19 protein-coding genes are annotated in these 23,736 nt (G+C 44.6%); 7 read left to right on the top strand and 12 right to left on the bottom strand.

Going from position 1 to position 23,736, the window contains the following annotated elements; genetic code table 11:
• The first annotated feature begins 303 nt into the window (after window positions 1–303).
• Window positions 304–1,452, top strand: a complete 1,149-nt coding sequence (locus QVA83_RS18530) for an iron-containing alcohol dehydrogenase (protein ID WP_156077789.1) — start codon at window positions 304–306, stop codon at window positions 1,450–1,452.
• On the opposite strand, the gene QVA83_RS18535 is transcribed toward QVA83_RS18530, so the two are convergent.
• The 7 genes from QVA83_RS18535 to QVA83_RS18565 all read right to left on the bottom strand — a co-directional run bounded on the left by QVA83_RS18535 (window position 1,449) and on the right by QVA83_RS18565 (window position 9,053).
• The gene (locus QVA83_RS18535) at window positions 1,449–2,216 is read right to left on the bottom strand and encodes a 3-keto-disaccharide hydrolase (protein ID WP_156077788.1); all 768 of its coding nucleotides are present in this window, start codon (window positions 2,214–2,216) and stop codon (window positions 1,449–1,451) included. The genes QVA83_RS18530 and QVA83_RS18535 overlap by 4 nt on opposite strands.
• Before the next feature lie 65 nt (window positions 2,217–2,281).
• Window positions 2,282–2,899 carry a gluconate 2-dehydrogenase subunit 3 family protein gene (locus QVA83_RS18540; protein WP_014947966.1) on the bottom strand — a complete coding sequence of 206 codons (618 nt, stop codon included), beginning with the start codon at window positions 2,897–2,899 and terminating at the stop codon, window positions 2,282–2,284.
• Window positions 2,899–4,584, bottom strand: a complete 1,686-nt coding sequence (locus tag QVA83_RS18545; RefSeq protein ID WP_014975438.1) for a GMC oxidoreductase — start codon at window positions 4,582–4,584, stop codon at window positions 2,899–2,901. The genes QVA83_RS18540 and QVA83_RS18545 overlap by 1 nt, the downstream gene beginning before the upstream one ends.
• Before the next feature lie 44 nt (window positions 4,585–4,628).
• Window positions 4,629–5,558 (bottom strand): hydroxypyruvate isomerase family protein, encoded by a 930-nt coding sequence (locus QVA83_RS18550; RefSeq protein ID WP_014947964.1) that lies wholly within the window; start codon window positions 5,556–5,558, stop codon window positions 4,629–4,631.
• A complete protein-coding gene (locus tag QVA83_RS18555; RefSeq protein WP_020745223.1) occupies window positions 5,551–6,768 on the bottom strand; it encodes a nucleoside permease in 1,218 nt (405 codons plus the stop codon). The genes QVA83_RS18550 and QVA83_RS18555 overlap by 8 nt, the downstream gene beginning before the upstream one ends.
• 26 nt (window positions 6,769–6,794) lie before the next feature.
• Window positions 6,795–7,862: a sugar phosphate isomerase/epimerase family protein gene (locus QVA83_RS18560; protein WP_069943598.1), complete on the bottom strand. Its 1,068-nt coding sequence runs from the start codon at window positions 7,860–7,862 to the stop codon at window positions 6,795–6,797.
• Between the two features lie 36 nt (window positions 7,863–7,898).
• Entirely contained in the window at window positions 7,899–9,053 is a 1,155-nt protein-coding gene (locus QVA83_RS18565; RefSeq protein ID WP_069943597.1) for a Gfo/Idh/MocA family protein, read from the bottom strand.
• Between the two features lie 376 nt (window positions 9,054–9,429).
• Here QVA83_RS18565 and QVA83_RS18570 point away from each other — a divergent pair, with 376 nt between their 5' ends.
• The 3 genes from QVA83_RS18570 to QVA83_RS18580 all read left to right on the top strand — a co-directional run bounded on the left by QVA83_RS18570 (window position 9,430) and on the right by QVA83_RS18580 (window position 11,815).
• Window positions 9,430–10,434, top strand: a complete 1,005-nt coding sequence (locus QVA83_RS18570; protein WP_012516940.1) for a LacI family DNA-binding transcriptional regulator — start codon at window positions 9,430–9,432, stop codon at window positions 10,432–10,434.
• A 54-nt stretch (window positions 10,435–10,488) separates the two neighbouring features.
• Window positions 10,489–11,427, top strand: coding sequence for a sugar phosphate isomerase/epimerase family protein (locus QVA83_RS18575; RefSeq protein ID WP_069943596.1), 939 nt, complete (start codon window positions 10,489–10,491; stop codon window positions 11,425–11,427).
• 64 nt (window positions 11,428–11,491) lie between these two features.
• The gene (locus tag QVA83_RS18580) at window positions 11,492–11,815 is read left to right on the top strand and encodes a DUF3392 family protein (RefSeq protein ID WP_014947959.1); all 324 of its coding nucleotides are present in this window, start codon (window positions 11,492–11,494) and stop codon (window positions 11,813–11,815) included.
• Between the two features lie 18 nt (window positions 11,816–11,833).
• Here QVA83_RS18580 and QVA83_RS18585 read toward each other — a convergent pair whose 3' ends face one another.
• Complete coding sequence (locus QVA83_RS18585) at window positions 11,834–15,676, bottom strand: hybrid sensor histidine kinase/response regulator transcription factor (RefSeq protein WP_014975432.1); 3,843 nt, start codon at window positions 15,674–15,676, stop codon at window positions 11,834–11,836.
• Window positions 15,677–15,753: 77 nt separating this feature from the next.
• Here QVA83_RS18585 and QVA83_RS18590 point away from each other — a divergent pair, with 77 nt between their 5' ends.
• Window positions 15,754–15,909: a hypothetical protein gene (locus QVA83_RS18590; RefSeq protein WP_014947958.1), complete on the top strand. Its 156-nt coding sequence runs from the start codon at window positions 15,754–15,756 to the stop codon at window positions 15,907–15,909.
• Between the two features lie 3 nt (window positions 15,910–15,912).
• Here the strand turns inward: QVA83_RS18590 and QVA83_RS18595 are convergent, their stop codons facing one another.
• A complete protein-coding gene (locus QVA83_RS18595) occupies window positions 15,913–16,431 on the bottom strand; it encodes an HAD family hydrolase (RefSeq protein ID WP_069943595.1) in 519 nt (172 codons plus the stop codon).
• 281 nt (window positions 16,432–16,712) lie between these two features.
• On the opposite strand from QVA83_RS18595, the gene QVA83_RS18600 reads away from it, so the two are divergent.
• Complete coding sequence (locus QVA83_RS18600; protein ID WP_014947956.1) at window positions 16,713–17,606, top strand: DMT family transporter; 894 nt, start codon at window positions 16,713–16,715, stop codon at window positions 17,604–17,606.
• A 159-nt stretch (window positions 17,607–17,765) separates the two neighbouring features.
• Entirely contained in the window at window positions 17,766–19,565 is a 1,800-nt protein-coding gene (locus QVA83_RS18605) for a GGDEF domain-containing protein (RefSeq protein ID WP_069943594.1), read from the top strand.
• A gap of 70 nt (window positions 19,566–19,635) precedes the next feature.
• On the opposite strand, the gene QVA83_RS18610 is transcribed toward QVA83_RS18605, so the two are convergent.
• From QVA83_RS18610 to QVA83_RS18620, 3 genes are all read right to left on the bottom strand, one after another.
• Entirely contained in the window at window positions 19,636–21,159 is a 1,524-nt protein-coding gene (locus QVA83_RS18610) for a trehalase family glycosidase (protein WP_069943593.1), read from the bottom strand.
• A 2-nt stretch (window positions 21,160–21,161) separates the two neighbouring features.
• Window positions 21,162–22,400: an MFS transporter gene (locus QVA83_RS18615; RefSeq protein WP_231513025.1), complete on the bottom strand. Its 1,239-nt coding sequence runs from the start codon at window positions 22,398–22,400 to the stop codon at window positions 21,162–21,164.
• Window positions 22,401–22,567: 167 nt separating this feature from the next.
• Window positions 22,568–23,602 (bottom strand): LacI family DNA-binding transcriptional regulator, encoded by a 1,035-nt coding sequence (locus QVA83_RS18620; protein ID WP_069943591.1) that lies wholly within the window; start codon window positions 23,600–23,602, stop codon window positions 22,568–22,570.
• Window positions 23,603–23,736: the final 134 nt, after the last annotated feature.

The raw sequence follows: 23,736 nt of genomic DNA on the forward strand, positions 1-23,736 counted from the left end.
CTAAACTCCCGTCTTTACTGGCCTATAAAGGTAGTAGAGACTTACTTCAGGAGGCTTGCTGTTTTGCTTTTCCCCCGAAGCGGATGCGCATTTTAGGGAAATGAGCGCTCACGTCAACAAGTATTTTAAAAAAATCCTTATTTTTCGATCGTTTGCATAAACAATGTGCAATACGTTCATAAAAACCACTAATTCACCGCGCTTTTCACGATCTATAAGGTTAGTTAATTGGTAAGTCACGCTGTGTACTATAAATTAGTAAGACGATATTTGAACGTGTACGTGGATTATTGAGGGGTTTGCATGAAGGTTTCAGAATTCAAAACCGCAGGAAAACTCGTAACGGGTCTTGGCGCTATAAAAGCTCTCCCCGATGAAATGTCGAGATTATCTATAAAGGAATGTGCCATCGTTACTGACAAAGGCGTTTCTTCATCTGGTCTTCTTGATCAACTACTCACACTATTACCCTCTTCACCCTTACTTATTATTGATGACATTCCACCAGAGCCTGAAGTGAATATCATAGAAGATAAGTTAGCGATACTTCGTGAGAAGCAAGTAGACGGAATTATTGCTCTTGGTGGAGGTAGCGCTATTGATAGTGCAAAAGTACTTGCAGCTGCATACGATCATACTGGCCCCCTCAGTGAACTCTTCGGTGAAAATACGCTTTCAAAACGGCGTTTGCCTCTTATTGTTATCCCCACTACTGCCGGTACAGGTTCAGAAGTTACCAATATTGCTATCTTGTCAGATCCGATAGCACAGATGAAAAAAGGAATTGTTAGCCACTGCTTGCTACCCGATGTTGCGATCGTTGCACCTGAAATGACAAAAACATGCCCCCAGTCCATTACAGCAGCGAGCGGTGTAGACGCATTCGTTCACGCGCTTGAAGCTTATATAAGTGTAAATGCTAGTCCGATAACCGACGCTCTGGCAGAGAATGCACTCAAGCTTATCTTCAATTCATTACTTCACGCTTATAACAATGGTGAGAACTTATCTGCACGTGAAGATATGGCCACCGGCAGTTTAATGGCGGGTCTTGCGTTTGGAAACGCAGGCGTAGGGGCAGTACATGCATTGGCTTATCCACTGGGGGGACGGTTTCATCTGTCACATGGCATGAGTAACGCGGTAATGTTACCTCATGTGTTGAAAGTAAATGCGCCGTTCTGCCAAGACAAACTTTATTGTGTGGCTAAGCTTTTAAAGGTATGTGAGCGCCACCACTCAAAAGAGGAAGCAATTAAACTATTATTAGTTGCTATAGAAAAACTGTGTCGCGATGTAGATATTCCCGCTTCGCTCACCCACTTCAATATTCCGCCTTCTTGTGTAGGTGAATTAGCAGAAGAGGCGAGTAAAGTAACTCGCCTTCTTCGCAATAATCCCAAGCAATTGAGTATTGAAGAGATTGAAGATATCTATCGGCTAGCTTTTTAAAGTGGTCTTACCCACATATTCTTAAAACTTACTAAGTTGCCGTGATCTTGTAATTGAAGCGGTGCGCATCCGTGAGCTTTGTACTTAGGCGCACCGATCCATTCTGTTGTACCTTTAATTTCAGTATGGTTCTGAACCACTACGCCGTTATGTATTACCGTAACATAGCCTTTCGTTGCTAGTTCTTCACCGTTAAAGGTTGGTGCTTTATATATGATGTCGTAAGTTTGCCATTCGCCAGGCGCCTTCATAGCGTTAACTAAAGGAATGGTTTGTTTATAAACACTTGCCGCTTGACCATTGGGATAGGTCTTATTCTGATATGAATCCAAGACTTGAATTTCATATCGCTGCTGCAGGAAGATACCGCTGTTATTGCGCTGCTGTCCTTCCATTCCCGCTTCTGGCTGCGGCGCTTTCCACTCTACGTGCAACTGTACATCACAAAACTCTGCTTTCGTTTTGATATCGCCTGTTCCCGGCTTCACAGTTAGTACACCGTTTTCTAGCGTCCACTTAGCCTCACCTTCCTTTACTGAAGTCCAGTTAGACAGGTCATCACCAATTAAAGAAATGGCATCAGAGGGCACGCCCGCCTTATCAAAAGAAACCACTTCAGGAACAGGCTCCCATACTTCCGTTTTAGCAGCCTGCTGTTCGCGGGTTAAACGCGATTCGCTTTTTTCAGTTTGTGCATCTGCTGTAGCACATGCACAAAGTGGCATGAGTAAAGCCACTGTTGAAGCGACGAATGTTTTATTCATAGTGTCAGTACCTTGTTTTATCCGTTATATAACTGTGTTGTGTTTGGCAGCTCGATAGCGCAGGCTCAGGTGGCCCACGCTTTGTCGCCCTTCTTGTAAGGGAATGCACCGTCGTAGCGTCCAGGAATAGCCACATAACGAAGCACTTTAGTCGCGCCAACTTGAGACGTGAAAAAGCAATAAAGTGTTAGCTGTTTTAATAGCGTAAAGTAGTGAGGGGTTGGCTCATCGGTACCTGGCTCCCACTGACTTGGCTTTCCTGTTTCAACGCCTTGATAAACACCGTTAGCAAGGTTCGCCGCTTTCGCTTCTACATCCAGGTCGTTAAATAAAGCCTCTCGTTCTTGCTTGGTAAGCTGAACAAATTGTTTGTTGAAACGACTTTGACTTAACGAAGATATTTTCTTAATGCCATCAAGAAAGGTCTTCTGAAGCAAAGGTGTGTAGCAATCGGTTACCAGCACAGCCATTGTGGCACCAACGTTAGCCGCTTTTGCTCCAGGCGTGTCAGTTTGAGGAATGATCACTTCACCCATTTCATTCAGCAAGGCCACATCTTTTTCATTAAACAATGTGTCGCTAAGCGGTACAGCGGGCACATCTGTGTAGGCAAGTACATTACCTGCGAACAATGCTGTGCCTGTAGCAGTAGCGATGAGTTTAAGTAGTTCTCGGCGTTCCATTATAGATTTCCTCGCTTTAACTCTTCTACGGCAAAGTCTGCGGCTCTTGCCGTTAATGCCATGTAGGTCAGTGAAGGGTTAACACAGCTGGCCGATGTCATTGCCGCACCATCGGTCACAAATACGTTCGGTGCATCCCACACTTGGTTATGCGCATTAAGCACAGAGCTTTTTGGGTCTCTTCCCATACGCGCCGTGCCCATTTCATGAATGCCCATGCCAGGTGCGTAGTCAGCATCCCAGCCTTGAACATTTTTAAGACCTGCTGCTTCAAACATCTCAATCGCGTCTTGCTGCATGTCCTTGCGCATCTTAAGCTCGTTTTCTTTAATCTCGACATCCATTGCGAGTACTGGTAAGCCCCATTTGTCGGTGACTTTTTTGTTCAAGTACACTTTGTTCTCGTGATACGGAAGAATTTCACCGAACGCTGTCATGCCTATTGTCCATGGACCAGGCTCGGTTATCGCATCTTTAAGTCCAGCACCTATACCAAGCTCAGCTATGTCTTTGCGCCAACCTGAACGGCTTGCGCCGCCTTGATAACCAAATCCACGCAGGTAGTCTCGTTTATCACTTCCCCAGTTTCTAAACCTTGGCACATAGAAGCCACTCGGTCTGCGACCGTAGGTATATTTGTCGTCAAAACCTTCAACTTCAGCTGAAGCACCGACTCTAAAGTGGTGATCCATAACGTTGTGACCCAACTCGCCGCTGCTGCTTCCTAAACCACCGTCCCATACGTCTGTGGCAGAGTTCATCAGTACCCACGCCGAGTTAAGTGCTGACGCATTTACAAAGATGATCTTGCTTTTAAATATATAGGTCTCGTTGGTTTCTGCATCGATAATTTCAACGCCAGTCGCGCGCTTCTTGTCTTTGTCGAACAAGATCTCTTTTACTATCGAGAAAGGTCGAAGGGTTAAGTTACCTGTTTTAACCGCAGCTGGAAGCGTAGATGCTTGTGTACTGAAATAGCCACCGAAAGGACAACCCAACCAGCACTTATTGCGGTATTGGCAATGAACACGCCCTTCTTCGGGCTTGCTTTGTGTCATGTTTGAAGTGCGGCCATGCACCATGTGCCGCGCGCCTTCATAGGCCTTTTTCACCCGCGCCGCGACACTTTCCTCTACAATATTCATTGGCATTGGTGGCTGGTATACACCATCAGGCAATACATCTAAGCCATCGCGATTACCACTGATACCCGCGAATTTTTCTACGTAGTCATACCATGGCGCCAAATCGTCGTAGCGAATAGGCCAGTCGACAGCAATGCCTTCTTTAGCATTGGCTTCGAAATCTTCTTTGTTCAAACGGTAGCTTTGGCGTCCCCACAACAGTGAGCGTCCACCTACGTGGTAACCTCTGTACCAGTCGAAGCGCTTGTCTTCGGTATAAGGATTTTCTTTTTCATTTGCCCACATACCGTACGTTTTTTCATTTAGCGGGTAGTCGCGCTTAAGCACGGGATAATCCACTTTCATTGCTTGAGTAGGCAAGTCTCGGTGAGGAAAATCCCAATCTTCTTTGTGCGCATTTTTATAATCTTTAATGTGCTCGATATTTTGGCCACGTTCTAACATGAGCACTTTTAGGCCCTTCTCAGTTAGCTCCTTAGCAGCCCAACCGCCACTGATACCAGATCCAATAACTATTGCATCATATTCGTTACTCGCCATAACACGTCCTTAAAACTTAATTCGTCGCTGTGCCTGTTCGCACGTTACACATCACAGATATGGATCGCTTGTTGTAGCGACGCTATTCTGTTGGCTTTGGTTTTCGGTGTGGGTATAAACTCTTGTGCTAAGTAGCCTTTAAATCCGGTCTCGACAATGGCTTTAGCAATTGCTTCGTAATTGAGTTCTTGTGAAGCATCTATTTCGTGACGCCCAGGTACGCCGGCCGTATGGTAATGGCCAAAGTACTGATAGTTATCTCGAATAGTTCGGATGATATCTCCCTCATTAATTTGCATGTGGTAGATATCGTAAAGCAGTGAGAAGTGCTTAGAACCTAGGCGTTTGCAAAGTTCTATCGCCCATGCAGAATTGTCGGCCATGTAATCAGGGTGGTCGACTTTGCTGTTAAACAGCTCCATGAAAATCACTACGTTGCGTTTTTCAGCATGAGGTAAAATGCGTTTTAACCCTTTAACCGCATTTTCCAGTCCATCTTCTCGTGACATGCCTCGGGCATTGCCGCTAAAGCAGATAAGGTTTGTATAACCTGCATCAGCGACCAAATCGATGTGCTTTATATAACGCGCTTCTAGTTCGTCGTGGAGCTCACTGTGAATGAAGCCGTCTTCAAGACTTATCTCGGCGCCGTTACACATAGAAGAGTCGATGCCGTATTGCTTTAGCACAGGCCAATCTTCAGGGCCTACCAAGTCAATGGCTCCAAATCCTAATTGCTTAACGGTCTGGCACAACTCTTCAATGCTTAAATCGCCGTAAGTCCATCGGCTTACCGAATGATTTACATTTCCTTTAAGCGGCGTATTCATGGTGTTGCTACCTTTCGTGCCGTTTGTACTCGCTACAGCAGGCATCGCAGTGGCTAAACCAGCTGCTGCTAACCCTGTTCCGGCAATGCCTGCCCCTGTCATAGCCATACTTTGAAGTAATTTTCTGCGGGTAATATTATGCATCTGCGTTCACCTTTTCCTTTCTGAACAGAATGGCGAATAGCACTAACACAACCGCGGCAAACCCTGCTGGGAATAACCAGACCTGCTGCCAACTATGCGCACCGGTTTCCATCGTGTAGGTGTCGGTAATTGCGCCTGCCACTGCAAAGCCCACCAGCATACCTACCCCATAAGTCGCTAAGGTAATTAGCCCCTGCGCTGCACTTTTTACGTTTTCTCCCGCCTTTGCATTGGTATAGATTTGCCCTGATACAAAGAAGAAGTCGTAACAAATACCGTGCAGTGCAATACCAACAATAAGCATGAACAAGCCTTCGTCAGCGTTCCCGAATGCGAACAGTGCATAACGAACAACCCACGCCGCCATACCTATCACCAACGTGGCTTTAATACCGAAACGGTTCAAAAATACTGGCAGAGCCAACATGAACAACACTTCGGAAACTTGACCTAGTGTCATTTTGCCCGTTGCATTTTCAACACCTATTTCAGTAAGGAAAGGGTTTGCATTCTGATAGTAAAACGCCAGCGGAATACAAATAAGTACAGATGAAAGAAAGAATACAAAGAAGTTTTTGTCTTTTAACAGTGCCAACGCGTCCAAGCCAAGAATGTCGCGAATAGTTACCGCTTTACCGCTAGATTGAGGTGGCGTGTTTGGCAGTGTAAAACTGAATACGCCCAACATTAGCGAGGCAACGCTGCACAATAAGAACGTGTTTTTGAGCATACCATCGGCAATAGACTGTGCAGAATCCCATGAGAAGACATAGCTAATCATAAGGCCTGCCACAATCCAGCCGATAGTGCCCCACACACGAACTTTTCCGAACTCTTTTGACGGGTCGACCATTTGTCCGAATGACACTGAGTTAACCAATGCAAGCGTAGGCATGTATGCAATCATGTATGCCAACACATAAGGGTAAAAGCTGGCAAAATCATTCGCTTGGTACATACAGTACATAAGCACGGCGCCGACAATATGTAGTAAGCCGAGGATCTTTTCTGCATTAAAGAACCGGTCAGCAATAAGGCCCACAATAAAGGGGGCAATGATGGCGCCCCAACTTTGGGTTGAGAAGGCCATGCCAATTTGCCCACCATTGGCAGACAAGGTATTCGATAAATACGTGCCTAATGTTACAAACCAGCCTCCCCAAATGAAGAACTGAAGGAACATCATCAAACTAAGGCGTAGGGTTATCATAGTTATTGTTATCCTATTGATGGCGCTTAGCGCTCAAGGCCTAAAATACGATTATTCTTCGCTTCGCTAACGTCTCCACCAGCAAAGTCGTCAAACGCATATTTGCTTGGCTCGATAATGTGTGAAGCGATAAACGGTGCGCCTTCTGCCGCGCCTTGCGCACTATCTTTTAAGCAGCATTCCCACTCTAGTACTGCCCAACCTGTGAAGCCATACTGGGTGAGCTTGCTGAAAATACCTTTGAAGTCGACTTGGCCGTCGCCAAGGGAACGAAAACGTCCCGCGCGGTCTTGCCAGTCTTGATAGCCGCCGTACACACCGTTTCTACCGTTCGGATTGAACTCGGCATCTTTGACGTGAAACATTTTGATCCGGCTGTGGTAGCGGTCAATAAAGTCAAGGTAGTCAAGCTGCTGTAAAACAAAGTGACTTGGATCGAAAAGAATATTTGCTCGTGGGTGGTTATCTACAGCTTTTAAAAACTGTTCGAACGAAGCGCCATCGTGCAGGTCTTCCCCAGGGTGAATTTCGTAGCATACGTCAACACCCGCATCGTCGAATGCATCGAGAATGGGTTTCCAACGCTTGGCTAATTCAGCAAAGCCTTGCTCAACCAAGCCAGCAGGACGCTGAGGCCACGGGTAAACCAAGTGCCACATTAATGCACCAGAAAAGGTAGCGTGAGCTTTCAATCCCAAGCGCTTACTGGCAATAGCCGCACATTTGAGCTGATTAACTGCCCATTCGGTTCGCTCTTGTGGCTTGCCGTGTAAGTGTGCCGGCGCAAAGTTATCAAATAACTCGTCGTAAGCGGGGTGAACCGCCACTAGTTGACCTTGTAAGTGCGTCGAAAGCTCAGTGATTTCTACGCCTGCGTCTTTACAAATTTTAGCGATGTTGTCGCAGTACTCTTGGCTCTCGGCTGCTTTTTCTAAATCAAACAGACTAGGGTCAGTAGGTACCTGTATTCCCTTGTAACCAAGCGACGCTGCCCACTTCGCCATATTTTCGAGCGTATCGAACGGCGCTTCTTTTCCCATGAACTGAGCAAGGAAGATAGCCGGCCCTTTTATAGGTTGTTGATTAGTAGCCATAAGCGCTCACCTTTTTCATTGTATGTTTTAATTGCATTACTGCGTTCCTTCCTGACTGACCGACTCCCATTTAGTGTCGCTGTCAGTACTGGCAAGCATGGCATCTATAAATACCATTCCGCGTATGCCTGAATTTATTCCTGGAACGCCGTCAGCTTTGCCTTTTTGATTCGCGCGTACCGCTTTTGCAAAATCGGTATACAAGTTTGCCATTGCTTCTAAGTAGCCCTCTGGGTGGCCAGCTGGAACACGACAACGTGCAGATGCAGCATCACATAACCCAACTTGACCTTGGCCGGCTCTAAACACTTGATAAGGGGCATCAACAGGGCGATAGATAACGGAGTTTGGCTCCATTTGACGCCACTCTAAACCGCCCTTGTCACCGTAGACGCGGATCTTCAACGCGTTTTCTTCACCAGCACATACCTGCGAAGCAATCAACACGCCCGACGCACCCTTCTTAGTTTTAATAAGCGCGGCGCCGTCGTCATCTAAACGACGCCCTTCAACATGGGTGTTTAACTCGCCACATAACGAGGTAACACTGTCGTTTAATACAAACTCAACAAGTCCAAACGCATGAGTGCCGATGTCGCCCATTGCGCCCGTTGCGCCAGAAATTGCTGGATCGGTACGCCACTGCGCTTGCTTATTGTGCGTTTCTTCTTCGCCAGACAACCAGCCTTGCGGATACTCAACATACACTTTTCGAATTTTGCCCAGCTTACCGCTTTCAACGAGATGACGTGCTTGCCAAACCATAGGATAACCAAGGTAGGTATGAGCCAAGCCGTAAAGCGATTCACTGGCGTGAATAACATCTTGAAGCTCTTTTACTTCTGCAAAGCTAACGCCTGCTGGTTTTTCACAGAAGACATGAAAGCCCGCCTTTATTGCGGCAAGTGAAATAGGTACGTGAAGATGATTAGGCGTTACGATAACCACAACCTGCATGCGCTGCTGCTCAGGTAATTTGGCTTCTTCTTCTAACATTGACTGCCAGCTATCGTATGTACGCGATGTTGATAAGTTCAATGCAGAAGCAGTACGCGTATTATTTTCTTCGTTGCGGCTAAATGCGCCACACACCAACTGGTAGTTCCCATCTAACCCTGCGGCATGACGATGCACGGCACCGATAAACGCGCCTTCCCCGCCTCCGATCATTCCCATTCGAATTGGTTGCATTGAAATTCCTCTGTGTGCAAACGCACTATTGGTGTTACTAATGCCACAAAATGTAACCCGTTACATTTTAATGGTCAATACAAAAAACAGCATTTTATTAATCTAAAGTTTACAAATGGCGAGGTAATACCGGGGCTTTACTACCTTTAACCGCCTATTCCTGCACCAAATTTGAACATAACACTAGCTCAAATTTACATAAATCCTACAAATAACCTTTGACGTTTTAATGAAAGTGCGTATTCTTTTGCTTAAAATGAAAACGGTTACATATTAATTTCACGTAAATTTTGAATTCGCTACCATCGTATAGACCACACCTCTACTGGGTTAGGTTTACAATGCGCGAGTGAATTAACAAACAACAATAACGTAAATGGCAAATATTAGAGATGTAGCAGATAGTGCCGGCGTATCGGTCGCTACCGTATCAAGAACATTGCAACAACCTGAGCGTGTTTCTCCTAAAACGCGCAATAAGGTGATGGCCGCTGTTCAGGCAGTTGGATATAAACCTAACTTAATGGCAGTTAAGTTTCGTTCGGGAAAAACGCACAATTTAGTGGTACTGGTGCCTACGGTAGCAAACGTATTTTTTGCCCGTGTTATTAGCGGTATGCAGGAAGCGGCAGCCGAACTGGGCTATTCCATTTTACTTGCCAATACGCTTGGTAATAGTGAAATAGAAAGCCATTACGCCAAGATGGTAAGTACTTCTCAGGCTGATGGGCTTATACAGTTACGTGCGCACAACCCATTTGATGCCACGATGATCAACGACAATGGCCTACTTCCCATGGTGAATGCCTGTGAGGTGATTGACGATGGCCAATATCCTGTTGTGTCGTTAGACAACCGTGCTGCAGCCAAAGCAATGACCGAGCACTTAATTTCATTAGGCCATACCCGTATAGCCATGATCAAAGGACCTAATTCAAGCCCGCTTACCCAAGAACGCTTGGTTGGATATAAAGACGCATTAGCGCAAGCCAATATTGCCTTTGATGAGAGCTTGTTGTTCCCGGGGGATTTTACATTACAGGCCGGATACAACGCAGGGGAAACCATTAGTCACCTTGAAAGTAGACCCACCGCCGTATTTTGTGAGAACGACGAAACGGCTATTGGTGCCATGCAAGCCTTCAAGCAAGCCAACCTACATGTTCCTAATGACATATCGGTGGCAGGTTTCGATGACATTGCGTTTTCAGCATTTGTCGACCCACCGCTAACCACTATTGCCCAACCTGCAGAAGAATTTGGTAGAACGGCGGTTACGCTACTGGTGGACCTTCTTAACGGAAAAATTCGCAAGGCCCCCAAAGTTATTATGCCGTTTGAACTTATTGTGCGAGAGAGCACGGGCAAAGCTTTGGGTTAATTGATGATAGCGATGCGTCATCACCTATGTACCACTACAGAAAAGGAGCAAGCAGTGAATTTAAGTAAAACAAACTTAAGTAAGACAGCAATTTTAGACGCGGCCAGTAATATTGGCTCTGGCGTTTCAAGACGACAGTTCATTAAATATTCATCTGGTTTACTGGCGGCTATGAGCGCTCCTGCTGTTTTGGCGCACGGGCATGGTAGTGATAAAGGAGCTATGATGAAGGGCATGCACAAAAGTGCTGTTGGTCTGCAGCTTTACACGCTTAGAGATATTATGAAAGTAAGTGTGCCGGCTACGCTTAAACTGGTCGCTGATGTTGGTTATTCGGAAATGGAATTTGCAGGCTACTTTGACCACAGCGCAAAGGAAATTAAGCAACTGCTTGATGACAATGGCCTTACTGCGCCTTCGGCTCATATTCAGTTAGACGCGTTCGATACCAACCTGTCACAAATTTTAGATGACGCACAAACCGTTGGTCACAAGTACTTGGTAGTTCCTTGGCTTAGCGAAGCCCAACGTGGTACGGGCATTGCGCCATACCAAGCCCTTGCCGATAAGCTAAATACCATTGGTGAAGCCTGTAAGAAGGAAGGTATTACTCTTGCCTACCACAACCACGATTTTGAATTTGAAGTGCGCGACGGTAAGACACCATTAGACGTGCTTATAACTCAGACCGACCCAGACCTTGTTGCCATGGAACTGGATTTATACTGGACGGTAAAAGCAGGTAAAAACCCCGTTGATTACTTTAAGCAGTACCCAGGCCGCTTTAAACTTTGGCATGTAAAAGATTTGGCTGAAGACGGCAGTTTTGCTGATGTGGGCACAGGCACAATTAACTTTGAAGAGATATTCGCGCACGGCAAGTTAGCCGGTATTGAACATAAATTTGTAGAGCGCGATCAAACCACCGACCGCATTGCCACTATTGAGCAAGGCTTTAAAGCAGTAAGCGCACTTAATAAAGGCGTTAGCTAACGCTTTTGACCTTACCGTGGTTATAATGGGCACACAGTAAAAACGTCATAATAGTAGTAATTTTATGAGTGAACTTTTCAGTGCCCTTTCTCGCGCCCTAAGCCCCTATTACACCGAAATGAGCATTATGCTTATGGCCACTATTTTAGTGGTGTACGGCGACCTGATTAACGGCCATGTAAAACGCATACTGGCACCTTACCATTTCACCATTCGCGTTAGTTTGTTTGTAGTGCTGTGTGCCTTTGGCTATGGCGCTCTAACCTTGTACGGCGCACCTTTTTTAAAACACACCCTAGCCTACTTGCCCTGGCAGTACCAAGGAGCAGGCTATGTGGCATCATTTCTATTGATTGGCTTTTTGGCGGAGAGACGTAGGTATATTTAGTTCTTTTAGATACTACCTTTACGCTACTGTTTTATTGTATTGCTCCACAAACTTTTTGGGTGGTAAGCTCATAACCTTTTTAAAGGACGTCGAAAAATAAGCTGCGGTGCCGAAGCCAACGTCTAGGCAGGTATCTAGAATGCTATTTCCCTCTAACAGTAACGGAATAGACTTTTCGATTCTGAAGCGTGAAAGAAACTCGCTGAAGTTGTATTCAAACAACTCTGACATTCTTCGGTTCAAACTTCTAGGACTTATCAATAACTGCGAGGCAGCTTGGTCTCTATTGAATGATTCATTGTGGTAGTTCTTTTCCAATACTGCGATAAAGTTCAAAAAGAACGCCATATCCTTTTCGTTATCAAACTCGGGGATTTTCAAGCATCCAAATTTAAATGCAGGCTCTTCGCTTTCCTCTTCCTCGCGCTCTTTTGCCTCTCTGACCGACAATAAATGCTCAACCCTAAGAGTAATTTCCTCTTTTGATGCAGGTTTTGCCAAAAAGTAGTCCACTTTTTCTTCTAGCGCTGATTTTTCTAATTCAGTTCCGGTTTCCGCAGTTAACATCAATATGGGAATACTGGCATAGCTTACATTACCGCGAATTTCTCTTATTAAACTCAGCCCGTCCATTTCGTGCATCATTTGATCTGTGATAACTAGATCGACAAGGTAATGCTGCATAACGTCTAACGCCTGCACACCATTTCGCGCAACTAAACAGCGATATTTGCTAGAAAACAAATCAAATAGATAAGAGCGGAACTCTCTGCTGTCATCAACTATTAATAGTGATTTCTTGTTCGATTTGGCATTTGCGGGTGACAATTTTTCAGCATGCGAATTTACATACTCAATGTCATCAATGGGTAACGTTACGGTAACTTTAGTTCCAATGCCTTTTTGACTCTCTAACGCAATGTCGCCCTGGTTCAGTTCAACTAAGGTTTTCACCATTGCTAAGCCAACACCATGACCTTCATGCTCACTGCTCCCTTTAGTGAATCGCTCGAATACTTTTTTGTGAAAGTGCTCATCAATTCCTTCTCCGTCATCACTAACGATAACTTTAAGCACTTTACTATCTTGTATAGCGGCTACTTTTATTGTGCCAAGTTCTGGTGTGAACTTAATTGCATTTTGAATTAGATTTGCCAGGATTTTCTCTAAGCTGTCGTTAATGAGCGAAATTTCTTTTTTCCCTTTAATACGTAACTCTAAATTCTGCCGCTTCTGCTTGGCTAATGGCTCTAGCGATAGGACGATAAACTTTATGTTATCTGACGAGTAGGATCTGTAGTAGTCGGCTGCCGCCAAGGCTTTAGGGACATCTTGACTCATTTGATTAATCAACTGTTCGACCCTTTTCATATTGTCCTGAACACATATCAGTTCTTTGCTCGCTGCATGAGCTGTTTTGGATATGCCTTCTAACGATCCATTGATGAGCTGAATTGGGGTGCGAAGTTCGTGGGTGATTTCGTTAATGAAACGCTCTTTGCTGCGAAGCATCTTTTCAAATTTAGAGTGCCCATCGGTTATTTCATAGCGGGTAAGATGGTTGTAGAGTTTAGTAGTTTTGAATTTGTTATATAGCCTGCCTAAAACCCCTATTCTCCACAAACTCAAAACCCCAGCCAATATAAATAAATATATAGTAAAGCCGATATAAGAAGCCCAAATAGGTGGATCTATATCAAAACTAATTGTCAGTTCATTTGTAGTACTTTTATCTGCTGGAACACGGACTCTAAGAGTATGCACACCAACGTTCATATCACTTAATGTTAAATTCATTACAGGTTTATTGTGAGAAACCCAAGCGTCATCATCTAATTTAAATTCAATACTGCTGCTTTCATTGTAGAAATCACTGACGATAAAGTTGAATGTTACTTCCTTAAAGCTACTTTTAAACTTGAAGTCAAAGTCCTCAGGAAAATATGTGATATGTCGTCCTTCTCCATCTCCCCATTGAACATAACTAAGAATAGTAGACATCTCCCCAATTGAATTTGCATTGAGACTCTCAATTAACTTTTCTTCATCCAACAGGTAACTATATTTATCCCCCTTAACTAGCACTTTTTCACCAAGCGCTTCAAGGCTCTTATACTCAAAGTCTGTATCGAAGAGTCCATAACGAATACCCACTTTAGAAGCTGAGTTGCTTATATTGGGCTTAACAAACAGGCCCATGTTAGACGCTACCCAGAGATTTTTCCCTTCGGTAACCATGGCACCTCTAATGAACCTTAGTTTCTCTAGGCCCAATATCGTGGAAGAGCTAACTTTTCCATTTTTCTTGTTGATTTCTTTTAGTCCAGCACCTGATGTACATACCAAATAGTTTTCTTGGAACTCTATTAAACATTGAAGCCCGAACCAGCCACCTTCTTTAGAGGTAACAGTACGCCAGTTGAATTTGGACAATTGAAAATGAACGTCATCAAATTCATCAATCGCAACGATTTCTCCACCACTCAACAAAGAGCTGAAGACCACTTTTTTAGGGGCTTTAATTGTGTCACGTATGGTGTTGTTAGCGATATAGTAGTAATTGGCATCGAGTCCATCATCAAAGTAGAAATAAAAGGCATTTTTGCCGGCTTCTATATAATGGGAAAACTCGCTATTGCAGAGAACAGAAGGGTCTATTTCATTGAGACGTATAAAAGTTCTTTCCTGCCAAGAGGTACAAAACTCTGCCTTGTCTTTATCCAAATGAGTATTGACTAACTCCCCACTCTTCTCGTTTAACTGAAAGAGACCTTTTTCAGTTCGAACTATAGTTCCGTTTTCATTTATTGATGTCTTTTGAATGTTTTCCCTTACAACGCTCCCATTAAATGACACTAGGTTTGTCACTAGCTTTGTTTTAGGTAATGAAACTAAGCCTAATTGTGAGGAGGCGATAAGGATGGAATTGTAGGGGTCTATAGCTATTTTGGTTACTGACCTTATCGCTTCAGACGTCAATATAGGATTCATGAAAGGGGGAGCCGATAGTTTTTCATCTTCTAGCAGTAAAAGGCGACCGTCGGAAACCCAGATCACCCCATCTTCACCTTTAACCACATCTTGGATGTAGGTGCCACTAATTCCCTCGGTTGGAACGAAGCGCTCGTTACTTCCTAATATGTACACCCCTTGTGGACCGCCGATATATAATTCATCATCAATTACTTTAATAAACGTTGCATTTGATAGTAATGGTAGCTTGCTACTCAATTTAAATTCTTGCAGATTATCTAATGCCCCTTCAATTGAAAGATAGCCCTTATTAGATGCTACATACGCATTGTGATTGTTTGCAAAAAGCGAGTAAGTGCCGTTTAACTTGAAAGATTCTAATTTGGAATTTAGGCTTGTCGATTGCCCTGTAGTTCTATCTACTGCAATGACATCGTCAATGACTGAGAAATATAAATGACTAGATGTCATTGCCATAGTCCAAATAGAACTCGACCATTCACGATCACTAAATACTTGCTGCGAGTTTTTATTTTCTAGATTAACTTTAAAAACACCAACTCCATATTCAACAACCCATAGGTCCGTTCCATTCAGTTGAATATCAGAGATAACCCCTGTGGCGTGATTAGAAGTGTTGAAGTCTAATTTCTCAGACTCGTGTCCAATAACTTCAAACACCCCGTTTTCTGCCGCTACATAAACTACTTTGTTTGAAACCTCTAAGTCTCGAATTACACCTGATGGAATTCCATCAAATGATGTCCTCCCCTCTAAGTTAATACCGATAGCATGGCTCAATTTTGGAATAACTAAGAAAAAAATAAGAAATATTGGGACACAAGTATGGATTTTCTGTCGATAAGGACAAACTGTCTCAGTAAACATGTCTTGCATCCCTGTTTAATTATTACTTTATGTGTGCTCATTCGAGCTTGAGAATCAAAAAACAAAAAGGAAAAGACATGAATATCGAACAAAAAACAAACATGCAAGAGCTTGCCGAGGCAGAGTATACTAAAGTATATGCTGGAACTAATGCACCAACGTTGGAAATAGACTTTTACGTTATATTACCAATTGGGCCTATCAAGCCAAAGAAACCGGATGTAAATAGTTAATACCTAAACCAAAAACCACTTCATCCCAGCATTCTCGGCGGCTTGCTGGTCATAAATAAAGTCGCCTACATACAGGCAGTCTTCCGGTTGAAGCTGCCATGTGTTCGCCACCATCAGTAATGCGGTTGGGTTGGGCTTGGCTGGGGCATCTTCGCGGGTTAGCACGTAATCGATGGGAATGCCGTTATTGGCTACCTTAATTGCGGTGGCTTGTCGGCAGTTGCGGGTAGCTATTGCCATGGGGAGCTTGTGTGCCTGCACCTTTTCCACCATGGCTTTGCCAATGGGTAACCACTTAGCATTTTGCGCATCGTCTAGTTCGTGCTGCAATATAGCTCGGTGTGCACTCGCTTGGGCTTCGGCGCAGCTAAGGGCATCTACAAAGGTAAGTATATCTTCGTTTTGTGGGCAGCCTACGTCGGCGCGCATTTGCGTGAAGTTAAGGCTAGACTCTACCAAGGTGCCGTCTAAATCGAATATTACACCTTTAATACCGGTTAAATTCATCTGCTCTACGCTCACGCTTTTCTCGTCCTTTTACTTCACTGTTGTTCTTAAAGTTCGGTTAACGCCCACTTAATTGAGTACAGCGCTTAACTTACTCACTAATCTTATCGCCAACATAATGCCACGAAAGCCTTTAGCCTTCAGTTACGTTTACTTAAGGCTTCAATATATTTAGGTAAAAACTACTGATGTGATTTAAGTTTACCCCGCCCACACCTTGCATTAGCATAGCCGCTCATTTTGGCAAGCTACTTATTTGCCCCAGCGTTTTTGGGCAAAGTTATAACAGGTAATGTATGGGTGTTTTTGCTGCGCTAGGTACAGCGCTTTGTTGGGCAATTGCTGCGCGTTTATTCCGTGGAACGGGTAACGCATTTTCGCCGCTTACCATGAACTTTTGGAAGGGACTTATTTCTATTGCCATTTTGGCAGTGGTTTTAGTAGTGGTTCAGCCAACAGGGCTTAGTACTCATGCTATTTTGTGGCTATTGCTTAGCGGGCTTATTGGTATAGGCATTGGCGACACCTGCTTTTTTAAAGCCTTACAAAGCATTGGCGATAGCCAAGCGGTGTTGGTCGCCGAAACCCTTGCGCCTTTATTCACTGCCCTTTTTGCTATGGCTTTTATTGGCGAATGGATTACCTGGCAGCAGTGGGTTGGCGTTGCAGTAGTACTGTTTTCGGTAGATATGGTTATAAAGGTACGCAAACGCAGCACTACACACGTGTTTGCAACCAGTGGCTATTTGTATGGTGTGGGCGCGGCGTTATGTCAGGCGGTTGGTGCCGTAGTTAGCCGCGACATTTTAAGTGCCGGTGAAATTGACGCTGCCAGCGCTGCGTTCTTACGATTAGTTGGCGGTATGATCTTTGTGGTGCCATTTATAGCCATAACCAAAACGCGCTACATGCCCGTTATTAACTACCAAAGCAACAGTGGAAAACGTGTATGGCCTGCTTTTGTGTTAGCCACGTTACTTGGCACTACTGCCGCTATTTACCTACAAATGTTTGCATTCGCTTATGCGAAAGCGGCCGTGGTTCAAACCCTTATTGCTACAAGCGCATTAATGTCGCTAGGGGTTGCATGGGTACTTGGTGAACGGGCGACTAAAGCAACTATTGTATGGTCTGCCGTTGCCTTGGTTGGAGTAGCTATATTGGTTAGTTTTGGTTCGCCTACCCATTAGCAATGTAGGGTAAATACCTAACACATGCTTATATAGCCCAACGTTTTAGAGAATAGTAGACGCATTAAGATACAAAAAATACGTAACTTTTAGGTGCCCCGTGTAGTAGTTCTGGGCTCAAATCGATATTATGAAGAAAAAACAAAAACGTTATTTCTCATGTTTCAAAGGTTATCTTTAACAGTATTCTCTTTTTTGAGCGTTGCGCTAACTTCTTTTGGCGCGTTGGCAAACGACAACATTGATGCCGTTATCGAAAAGGTACGCACGCCTTCGTATGATTGCCCTAATCAGTCTCTACTTCCAGAACTTGAAGACACACTTGCTCTTGAGTCGCTTACATCACAACAACGTTTTGCCTTAACCGTAGCCAAAGGGCAGTTTTTAATTTGCCGTGGTAAGTACGAAGAAGCTGAAACTATGCTGCTTAAAGCCATTATGCAAAGCAATATTGATGAAAGCTCTTATGCGTTTGCATCGGCTATTTATCAAATTGGCTTTTCTTATGACGCCAGAGAAAACCCTGCACGCTGTAAGTACTACCAACAAGCCCAAGAACTATCATCGCCCGAGCGCCACAGCGATATTTTTACCAGCTCTTCTTTAGGCCTAATTAACTACTGTTCAGAAACCACTTCACCTGAAATAAGATTAGGTAAGATGTTTGGTGTGCTTAAGCGTTATTCAAACGACGGCAGCCCCGGTGAGTTAGCGCATATTCACAACGCAATTGGTTTACTATATGGCGATTTAGAGCAACATGCCTTAGCAGCAGAGCAATATCTAAAAGCACATGAAATGGGCTTGCTTGTATATGAAGGCAGTAATAAGGTAAGTATTCTTATCAGCGCCATTGTGTCATTGCTAAGCAGCGGTCAAACTGAGCGCGCCTACCAAAGCATTCTAGAACTAGGTGTACTCAATAGCGAAATAGACACACCGCTAACCAACTTCTTGTATCAGTATGCACTGTCTATTTACTATAGAAAAACAGAAAACTACAACCGACTTACCTACACCCTTCCCGATTTAGAAAAAGCGTCTTCGAACATCTCGAGTTCGTTAGGCGAGCTTCTTGTTAACTGGCACAAAGCTGAGATTTGCTTACATGACAACGATCTCACCTGTATTAAGCAGTATATATCAGGTATTGAAGCGTTAAATGATGACGCGATACCGCCGGTCTTTCGTTCAAATTTGGATTACCTTAGCTTCAATGTGTCCATGTATATCGCACTGCAGGACTTAGCTAAGGCGAAAGAGGCGCACGAGATCTATTCTAAAGAAGTGACTAAGCGCCGTGAAGTTACTCAAGACTCGGCCTTAATTATTGGTGCTGCTAACTTGTATACCCGCATTTATGATTTGGAATCTGCGATTGAACAAGCGGAACAGCAACGAAAGAACACGCTGTATACCGCTATTGTTATTTTCCTTCTGGTAAGCGGTATTACTGGCTACGTACTTCGTAGAAAACACCTTGCGCGCAAAGCCATCGATCCCGTTACTCTGCTGCTTAATGCGAATTCGGCGATAGCCCGCATTAACAAGCTTGATGCGCCGAAAAAAGGCCGGGCCATTGCCATTGCTATATTCGACATTAGCAACCTGCGTGAAATAACGCGGAAAATGGGGTCAACAAAAGGTGATTTAGTATTACGACAAATTGCACAAACGCTTCAAAATGTTACCCGCGGTAACGATATTTTAGGACGATTTGGTACCGAGCAATTTATTTTGTGTCTGCACAATATTGAAGAACGAAGTGCACGACAGTTTTTCGACCGCGTACAGAGCGCGTTAGACAATACCTTTGAAAACGATGCCACTTCCGACCATATTGTGGTTGAGTCGCAGATGAGCGTATTTATCGCTAACGAGAAAATTACGGGACTAAACGACATACTCGATGATATTGCCATGTCGATTGATATGGGTAACCGCTCAGGCAACAATTAATATCTACACAACCAAAAACGCGCGGCCCGTTGTTACGGTACCGCGCGTTTTTGTTTTAACCGAAGCGTGTTTACTGGTTCAGGTATGTCTGAAAGCGGGTATACACGCCATTAGTCCACCCGAAACCTAGCTGAACGTCGTATTCACCGCCACCTGCTTTTATTTCCGGTTCGCACACATTGTACTTTTCAAGTAGCACACCGCTTGATGCAAAGTGACGCTCAATGGTTTTACAAAAGCGCAGCATGATGGTTTGAGCCTGCATTTCAAACCCATAGTTGCGCAGCCCTTCAACGGCAAACAGTTGAAGCGGTGCCCAGCCATTTGGCGCATCCCATTGTTGCGACGTCGCGTTTGAAGTGGTTACCACGCCACCTTCTTTTAACAAGGTATTCATTACCGCAGCGCGCACTCCCTCTGCCTGTTGTTCATTTGCAATACCAACGAACAACGGCACACACATAGCCGCTGACACTACATTGGTTTGAGTTTGTGTGGGGAAGTGATAGTCAAAATAGCCCGCCTTTTCAGCATTAAACAAATAGGTGTTTATTGCGTTAATTCGCGCTGTAGATGCCGCACTGTAGCGCGCTTGCTCGGCACCTTTAGTCACGCTTGCCAGAGTCTGTTCAAGCGTTACTAAAAGCGCATTTAAATCTACGGGAATAATTTCAGTTGTACGAATACTTGCCAGTGAATTGGGATTAGCTAGCCAGCGCGAACTAAAGTCCCAACCCGATTCGCAAGCCGCGCGAACATGCTGGTAAAACTGACTTTTGTCAGCGCCTATGTGCTCTGCTGTTTCTATGTCTTCTCGATAAGACTCAGGGCGAGGCGTAGGCTCGGTGTCGAAGTAACGATTAAGTGTAGCACCACACGGCATGGTAACCGTGCGCAGTTGTGCTACGCCCTTCTGTGACGCGTTCTCGCCCGCTTCATTCATCCAAAACTGGTATTCTTTCTTTAAGCCCCAGATAACGTATTCTTTTTGCTGGTCGCTTAGTGCGTCTTTAAGCAAATTATAAAACAACGCCAAAATAGGAGGCTGACTGCGAGAGTAGTAATAGGCGCGGTTGCCATTAGGAATGCAGCCTACTTCATTTAAAATATCTACAAAGTTCACCAACATGTTAATTGCCATGTCGGTGCGCCCCGCGTCAATTAGACCTAACGCGGTAAAATATGTATCCCAGTAATAGATTTCGCGAAAGCGTCCACCCGGCACTATGTATGGGCGGGTAAGCGCTATTAAGCTGTCTTTCTGCTCAGTGTCGGGGGTACGCGTTAGCACCTGCCACATATGCTCAATATAATCGGCTACATTTTCAAACTTGGTTTGCGATGTTGCGCTAATCATTTCTGGAATATCGAAATGGGTATTAACAAACGTAGCTAAGTCTACTGCTTCGCCGCTTTTCTCAGCATCTAAACACGCTTGTTCATAAGCCGCTAAAACGGTGTTGAGATCGGTTTTAACAATAGCGTCAGCGAAGGTTTTGCTGTCTGGGAATAGCTGTGCCATTTGCACATGTTTAAACAGGTCGCTGGCAAAAAACGACAAGCTGTCGCGCCAGTTGTGTGAAGAAGAACTCATAGTTACTGCGCACCTTTAGGCGATAGAGAAGAAGACGCTCGTTTAAAGAAGAATAGGGTTACCACTAATGCACCGATTGGAATAAGCGATAGATAAAATGCTTGTTGGCCCCCTACTGCGTCGAAAATAAACCCAGTCACGATAGAACCTGTGGTTCCTCCAAGAGCCGAAAATACCACAATTAGCCCTGTCATAGGTGCATGTTGATGTTGAGGTAGCGCGCTTAGCATTACCGAGTTTAATACGGGGTAAATAGGCGCCATCATCAATCCAATTAATGGAATAAGGAACGCAGCTATTGGTGCATCAGCCCAGCTGGCTATTGTGCTGTCAGCCACGTTTTCGGCAAGCGGTAAGCTTAGTAGCATTACCGTAGCCATACCCGCCAAACAGATATTTAAGAAGGGATACCAGTTCATTCGCGTAAGTACTGCGCCCGCAGTTAAGCGCCCAACGGCCAGCGCTATCGCAAAGATACTGGTTATTTGAATGCTGACTTGAGTAGGTAAGCCCAGCACCTCTTTGTTAAAAGTTGGCAGCCACGAACCTATGCCCTGCTCTATTAACACGTATAAGAAAATAGAGAAGATAAACACCAGCACTAAAGGCTTATAGGCCAATTTCAGCATGCTGAAGAACTCGCTTGCAAGGCCTTCTGATTGCGCTTTTTCCACAGGCTTTATAGGAGCCAATGCCACAACGATTAACGTAAAACCAACCAGCGCAGCTAGTAAGTAGTAAACGTTCAGCCAAGATAAAGAAGCGTCGTTATTGGGGTCGATAAACCCAGCAAACACCCAGTAGCCAGACAACACGCCCAACATAAAAATACCTTCAATGGTGTTCATTAACGATGAGTGCGCTTTAGTGGTAGACGACAGCTGCCCAATAATGGCGTACACCGACACTTTCACTAGCGCAAATGCAGTACCTATGCAGGCAAACAACACTTTAATGAACCAGAAACTTGCGATAGAAGGCGTCAGCGCACAGGCAACGGCCACTAATGCTAACCCAAGTAGCATTGAAAGCTTGTAACCAACTCTAGGAATGAAGCTGGCCACTAGGAACGAGACAACAGCAATAGAAAGATCTTTAAAGCCTTCTAATGTGCTTGCCTCTGGCTTACTAATGTCGAAGCTATTGATCGATTGCAGAATAACAGTCCCCACACTGTTAAGTAGTATGGCAAATACGTAGTAGCTAATGGCAATGGCTGCAATGACCATGAATCGGGACATGTGTAAACACTCTGTTAACTGAATTATGCAGGAGTGTAGTCGTAAGAAAATAAAAATGCAAACGTTTGCAAAGCGCTATTATTTTTTCGTTAGAGCTTAATATCGACACCCTGTTACCGTTAAATAATAGCGTTTATGCGTTAAAAAGCTGATAAAAAAGCGAAATATTAGTCGCTGTGCTGCGTAGAGCGACGGGCAATTAAGGTTGTTTCCACTACCTGGCTTTCTGTAGGTTTGTTTTCAAACTGGTTTAATAGCTGCGTAACCATCTCTATTGCGGCTTGCTGAGTATTCTGACGCACCGTTGTTAACGACGGGTGCATAAGTTCAGCTAAAGAAATATCGTCGTAACCCACAATGCCTACATCGCTTGGAATACCTACATAGCGCTCTTTTAACGCTTTTAACGCGCCTAATGCCACCATATCACTTACACAAACGATCCCGTCGAAATCTAACCCATTCGCCTTTATACGCTCGTTAATGTATTGGTATGCTGCTTTCGACGTAATATCGATGGCGCAGGTGCACTGCGTGTCTATTGGCACATTCGCATTGCGGTGGGCTTGCGAATATCCCTTGTGACGTTCCTGCATTTCCGCGTGTTCAGAGTCTCCAAGAAACAAAATGCGTTTGGCGCCGTGGCTCAGCAAATGCTGGGTTGCCGTATAGCCCCCCAGATAGTTGTCGCCGCCGATAATGGGATATGGCGCGTCTGTTTTTGCATCGCCCCACACTACAATGGGAATGCCCGACTGTGCTGCTCGGTCGATTTTGGCCGTAGATTTGCCTTGCCCAATGACAATAATACCGTCGGCGCGTTGGCTGCGAATAAAGTAGTTCGCCCAATCGTCAGATGCCATAAATGAGTTAGACAGCAGTAGCTCGTAGCCTTTGGCATTTAGCGCCTGATTTAGCTCTCCCACCAACTTGAGCAGGAATGGGTCTGTAGTGCTTTGTTCGGTGTTGTCGATTAGATTTAAAATCACCGCTATCACGTGAGTTTTCTGTGTTCTTAAGCGGCTAGCGGCCGCGTTAATACTAAAATTGTGCTCTTTAGCTAGTGCCTGAATTCTGCTTCGGGTTTCCTGCTTAATAAGCGGGTTGTCTTTCAGTGCCCGTGATGCTGTCGATGTTGATACACCAGCAATATCAGCCAGCTTCGCTAAGGTGAGTTTTGTTTCAGAAACCAATGTGACCATTCTCTAATAATTTTCGGTATACCGGGTTACCCGTGATAGCACTACAAAATATAAGCGTAAAACCGCTACCTAAACCGGATAAATCGTCGACTCTACAGCCGAATTCACAATATAGCGCGAATCGTCTTGGCGTA

The organism is Alteromonas sp. AO-Serp, from assembly GCF_017849675.1.
Taxonomy (GTDB): domain Bacteria; phylum Pseudomonadota; class Gammaproteobacteria; order Enterobacterales; family Alteromonadaceae; genus Alteromonas; species Alteromonas macleodii.

Excerpts from the sequence above, each read along its gene's own strand:
- QVA83_RS18530 (WP_156077789.1), top strand. The coding sequence starts at position 304 with ATGAAGGTTTCAGAATTCAAAACCGCAGGAAAACTCGTAACGGGTCTT.
- QVA83_RS18550 (WP_014947964.1), bottom strand. The coding sequence starts at position 5,558 with ATGCATAATATTACCCGCAGAAAATTACTTCAAAGTATGGCTATGACA.
- QVA83_RS18555 (WP_020745223.1), bottom strand. The coding sequence starts at position 6,768 with ATGATAACCCTACGCCTTAGTTTGATGATGTTCCTTCAGTTCTTCATT.
- QVA83_RS18620 (WP_069943591.1), bottom strand. The coding sequence starts at position 23,602 with ATGGTCACATTGGTTTCTGAAACAAAACTCACCTTAGCGAAGCTGGCT.
- QVA83_RS18560 (WP_069943598.1), bottom strand. The coding sequence starts at position 7,862 with ATGGCTACTAATCAACAACCTATAAAAGGGCCGGCTATCTTCCTTGCT.
- QVA83_RS18615 (WP_231513025.1), bottom strand. The coding sequence starts at position 22,400 with ATGTCCCGATTCATGGTCATTGCAGCCATTGCCATTAGCTACTACGTA.
- QVA83_RS18590 (WP_014947958.1), top strand. The coding sequence starts at position 15,754 with ATGAATATCGAACAAAAAACAAACATGCAAGAGCTTGCCGAGGCAGAG.
- QVA83_RS18610 (WP_069943593.1), bottom strand. The coding sequence starts at position 21,159 with ATGAGTTCTTCTTCACACAACTGGCGCGACAGCTTGTCGTTTTTTGCC.
- QVA83_RS18535 (WP_156077788.1), bottom strand. The coding sequence starts at position 2,216 with ATGAATAAAACATTCGTCGCTTCAACAGTGGCTTTACTCATGCCACTT.
- QVA83_RS18580 (WP_014947959.1), top strand. The coding sequence starts at position 11,492 with ATGAGTGAACTTTTCAGTGCCCTTTCTCGCGCCCTAAGCCCCTATTAC.
- QVA83_RS18585 (WP_014975432.1), bottom strand. The coding sequence starts at position 15,676 with ATGTTTACTGAGACAGTTTGTCCTTATCGACAGAAAATCCATACTTGT.
- QVA83_RS18545 (WP_014975438.1), bottom strand. The coding sequence starts at position 4,584 with ATGGCGAGTAACGAATATGATGCAATAGTTATTGGATCTGGTATCAGT.
- QVA83_RS18600 (WP_014947956.1), top strand. The coding sequence starts at position 16,713 with ATGGGTGTTTTTGCTGCGCTAGGTACAGCGCTTTGTTGGGCAATTGCT.
- QVA83_RS18570 (WP_012516940.1), top strand. The coding sequence starts at position 9,430 with ATGGCAAATATTAGAGATGTAGCAGATAGTGCCGGCGTATCGGTCGCT.
- QVA83_RS18605 (WP_069943594.1), top strand. The coding sequence starts at position 17,766 with ATGTTTCAAAGGTTATCTTTAACAGTATTCTCTTTTTTGAGCGTTGCG.
- QVA83_RS18565 (WP_069943597.1), bottom strand. The coding sequence starts at position 9,053 with ATGCAACCAATTCGAATGGGAATGATCGGAGGCGGGGAAGGCGCGTTT.
- QVA83_RS18540 (WP_014947966.1), bottom strand. The coding sequence starts at position 2,899 with ATGGAACGCCGAGAACTACTTAAACTCATCGCTACTGCTACAGGCACA.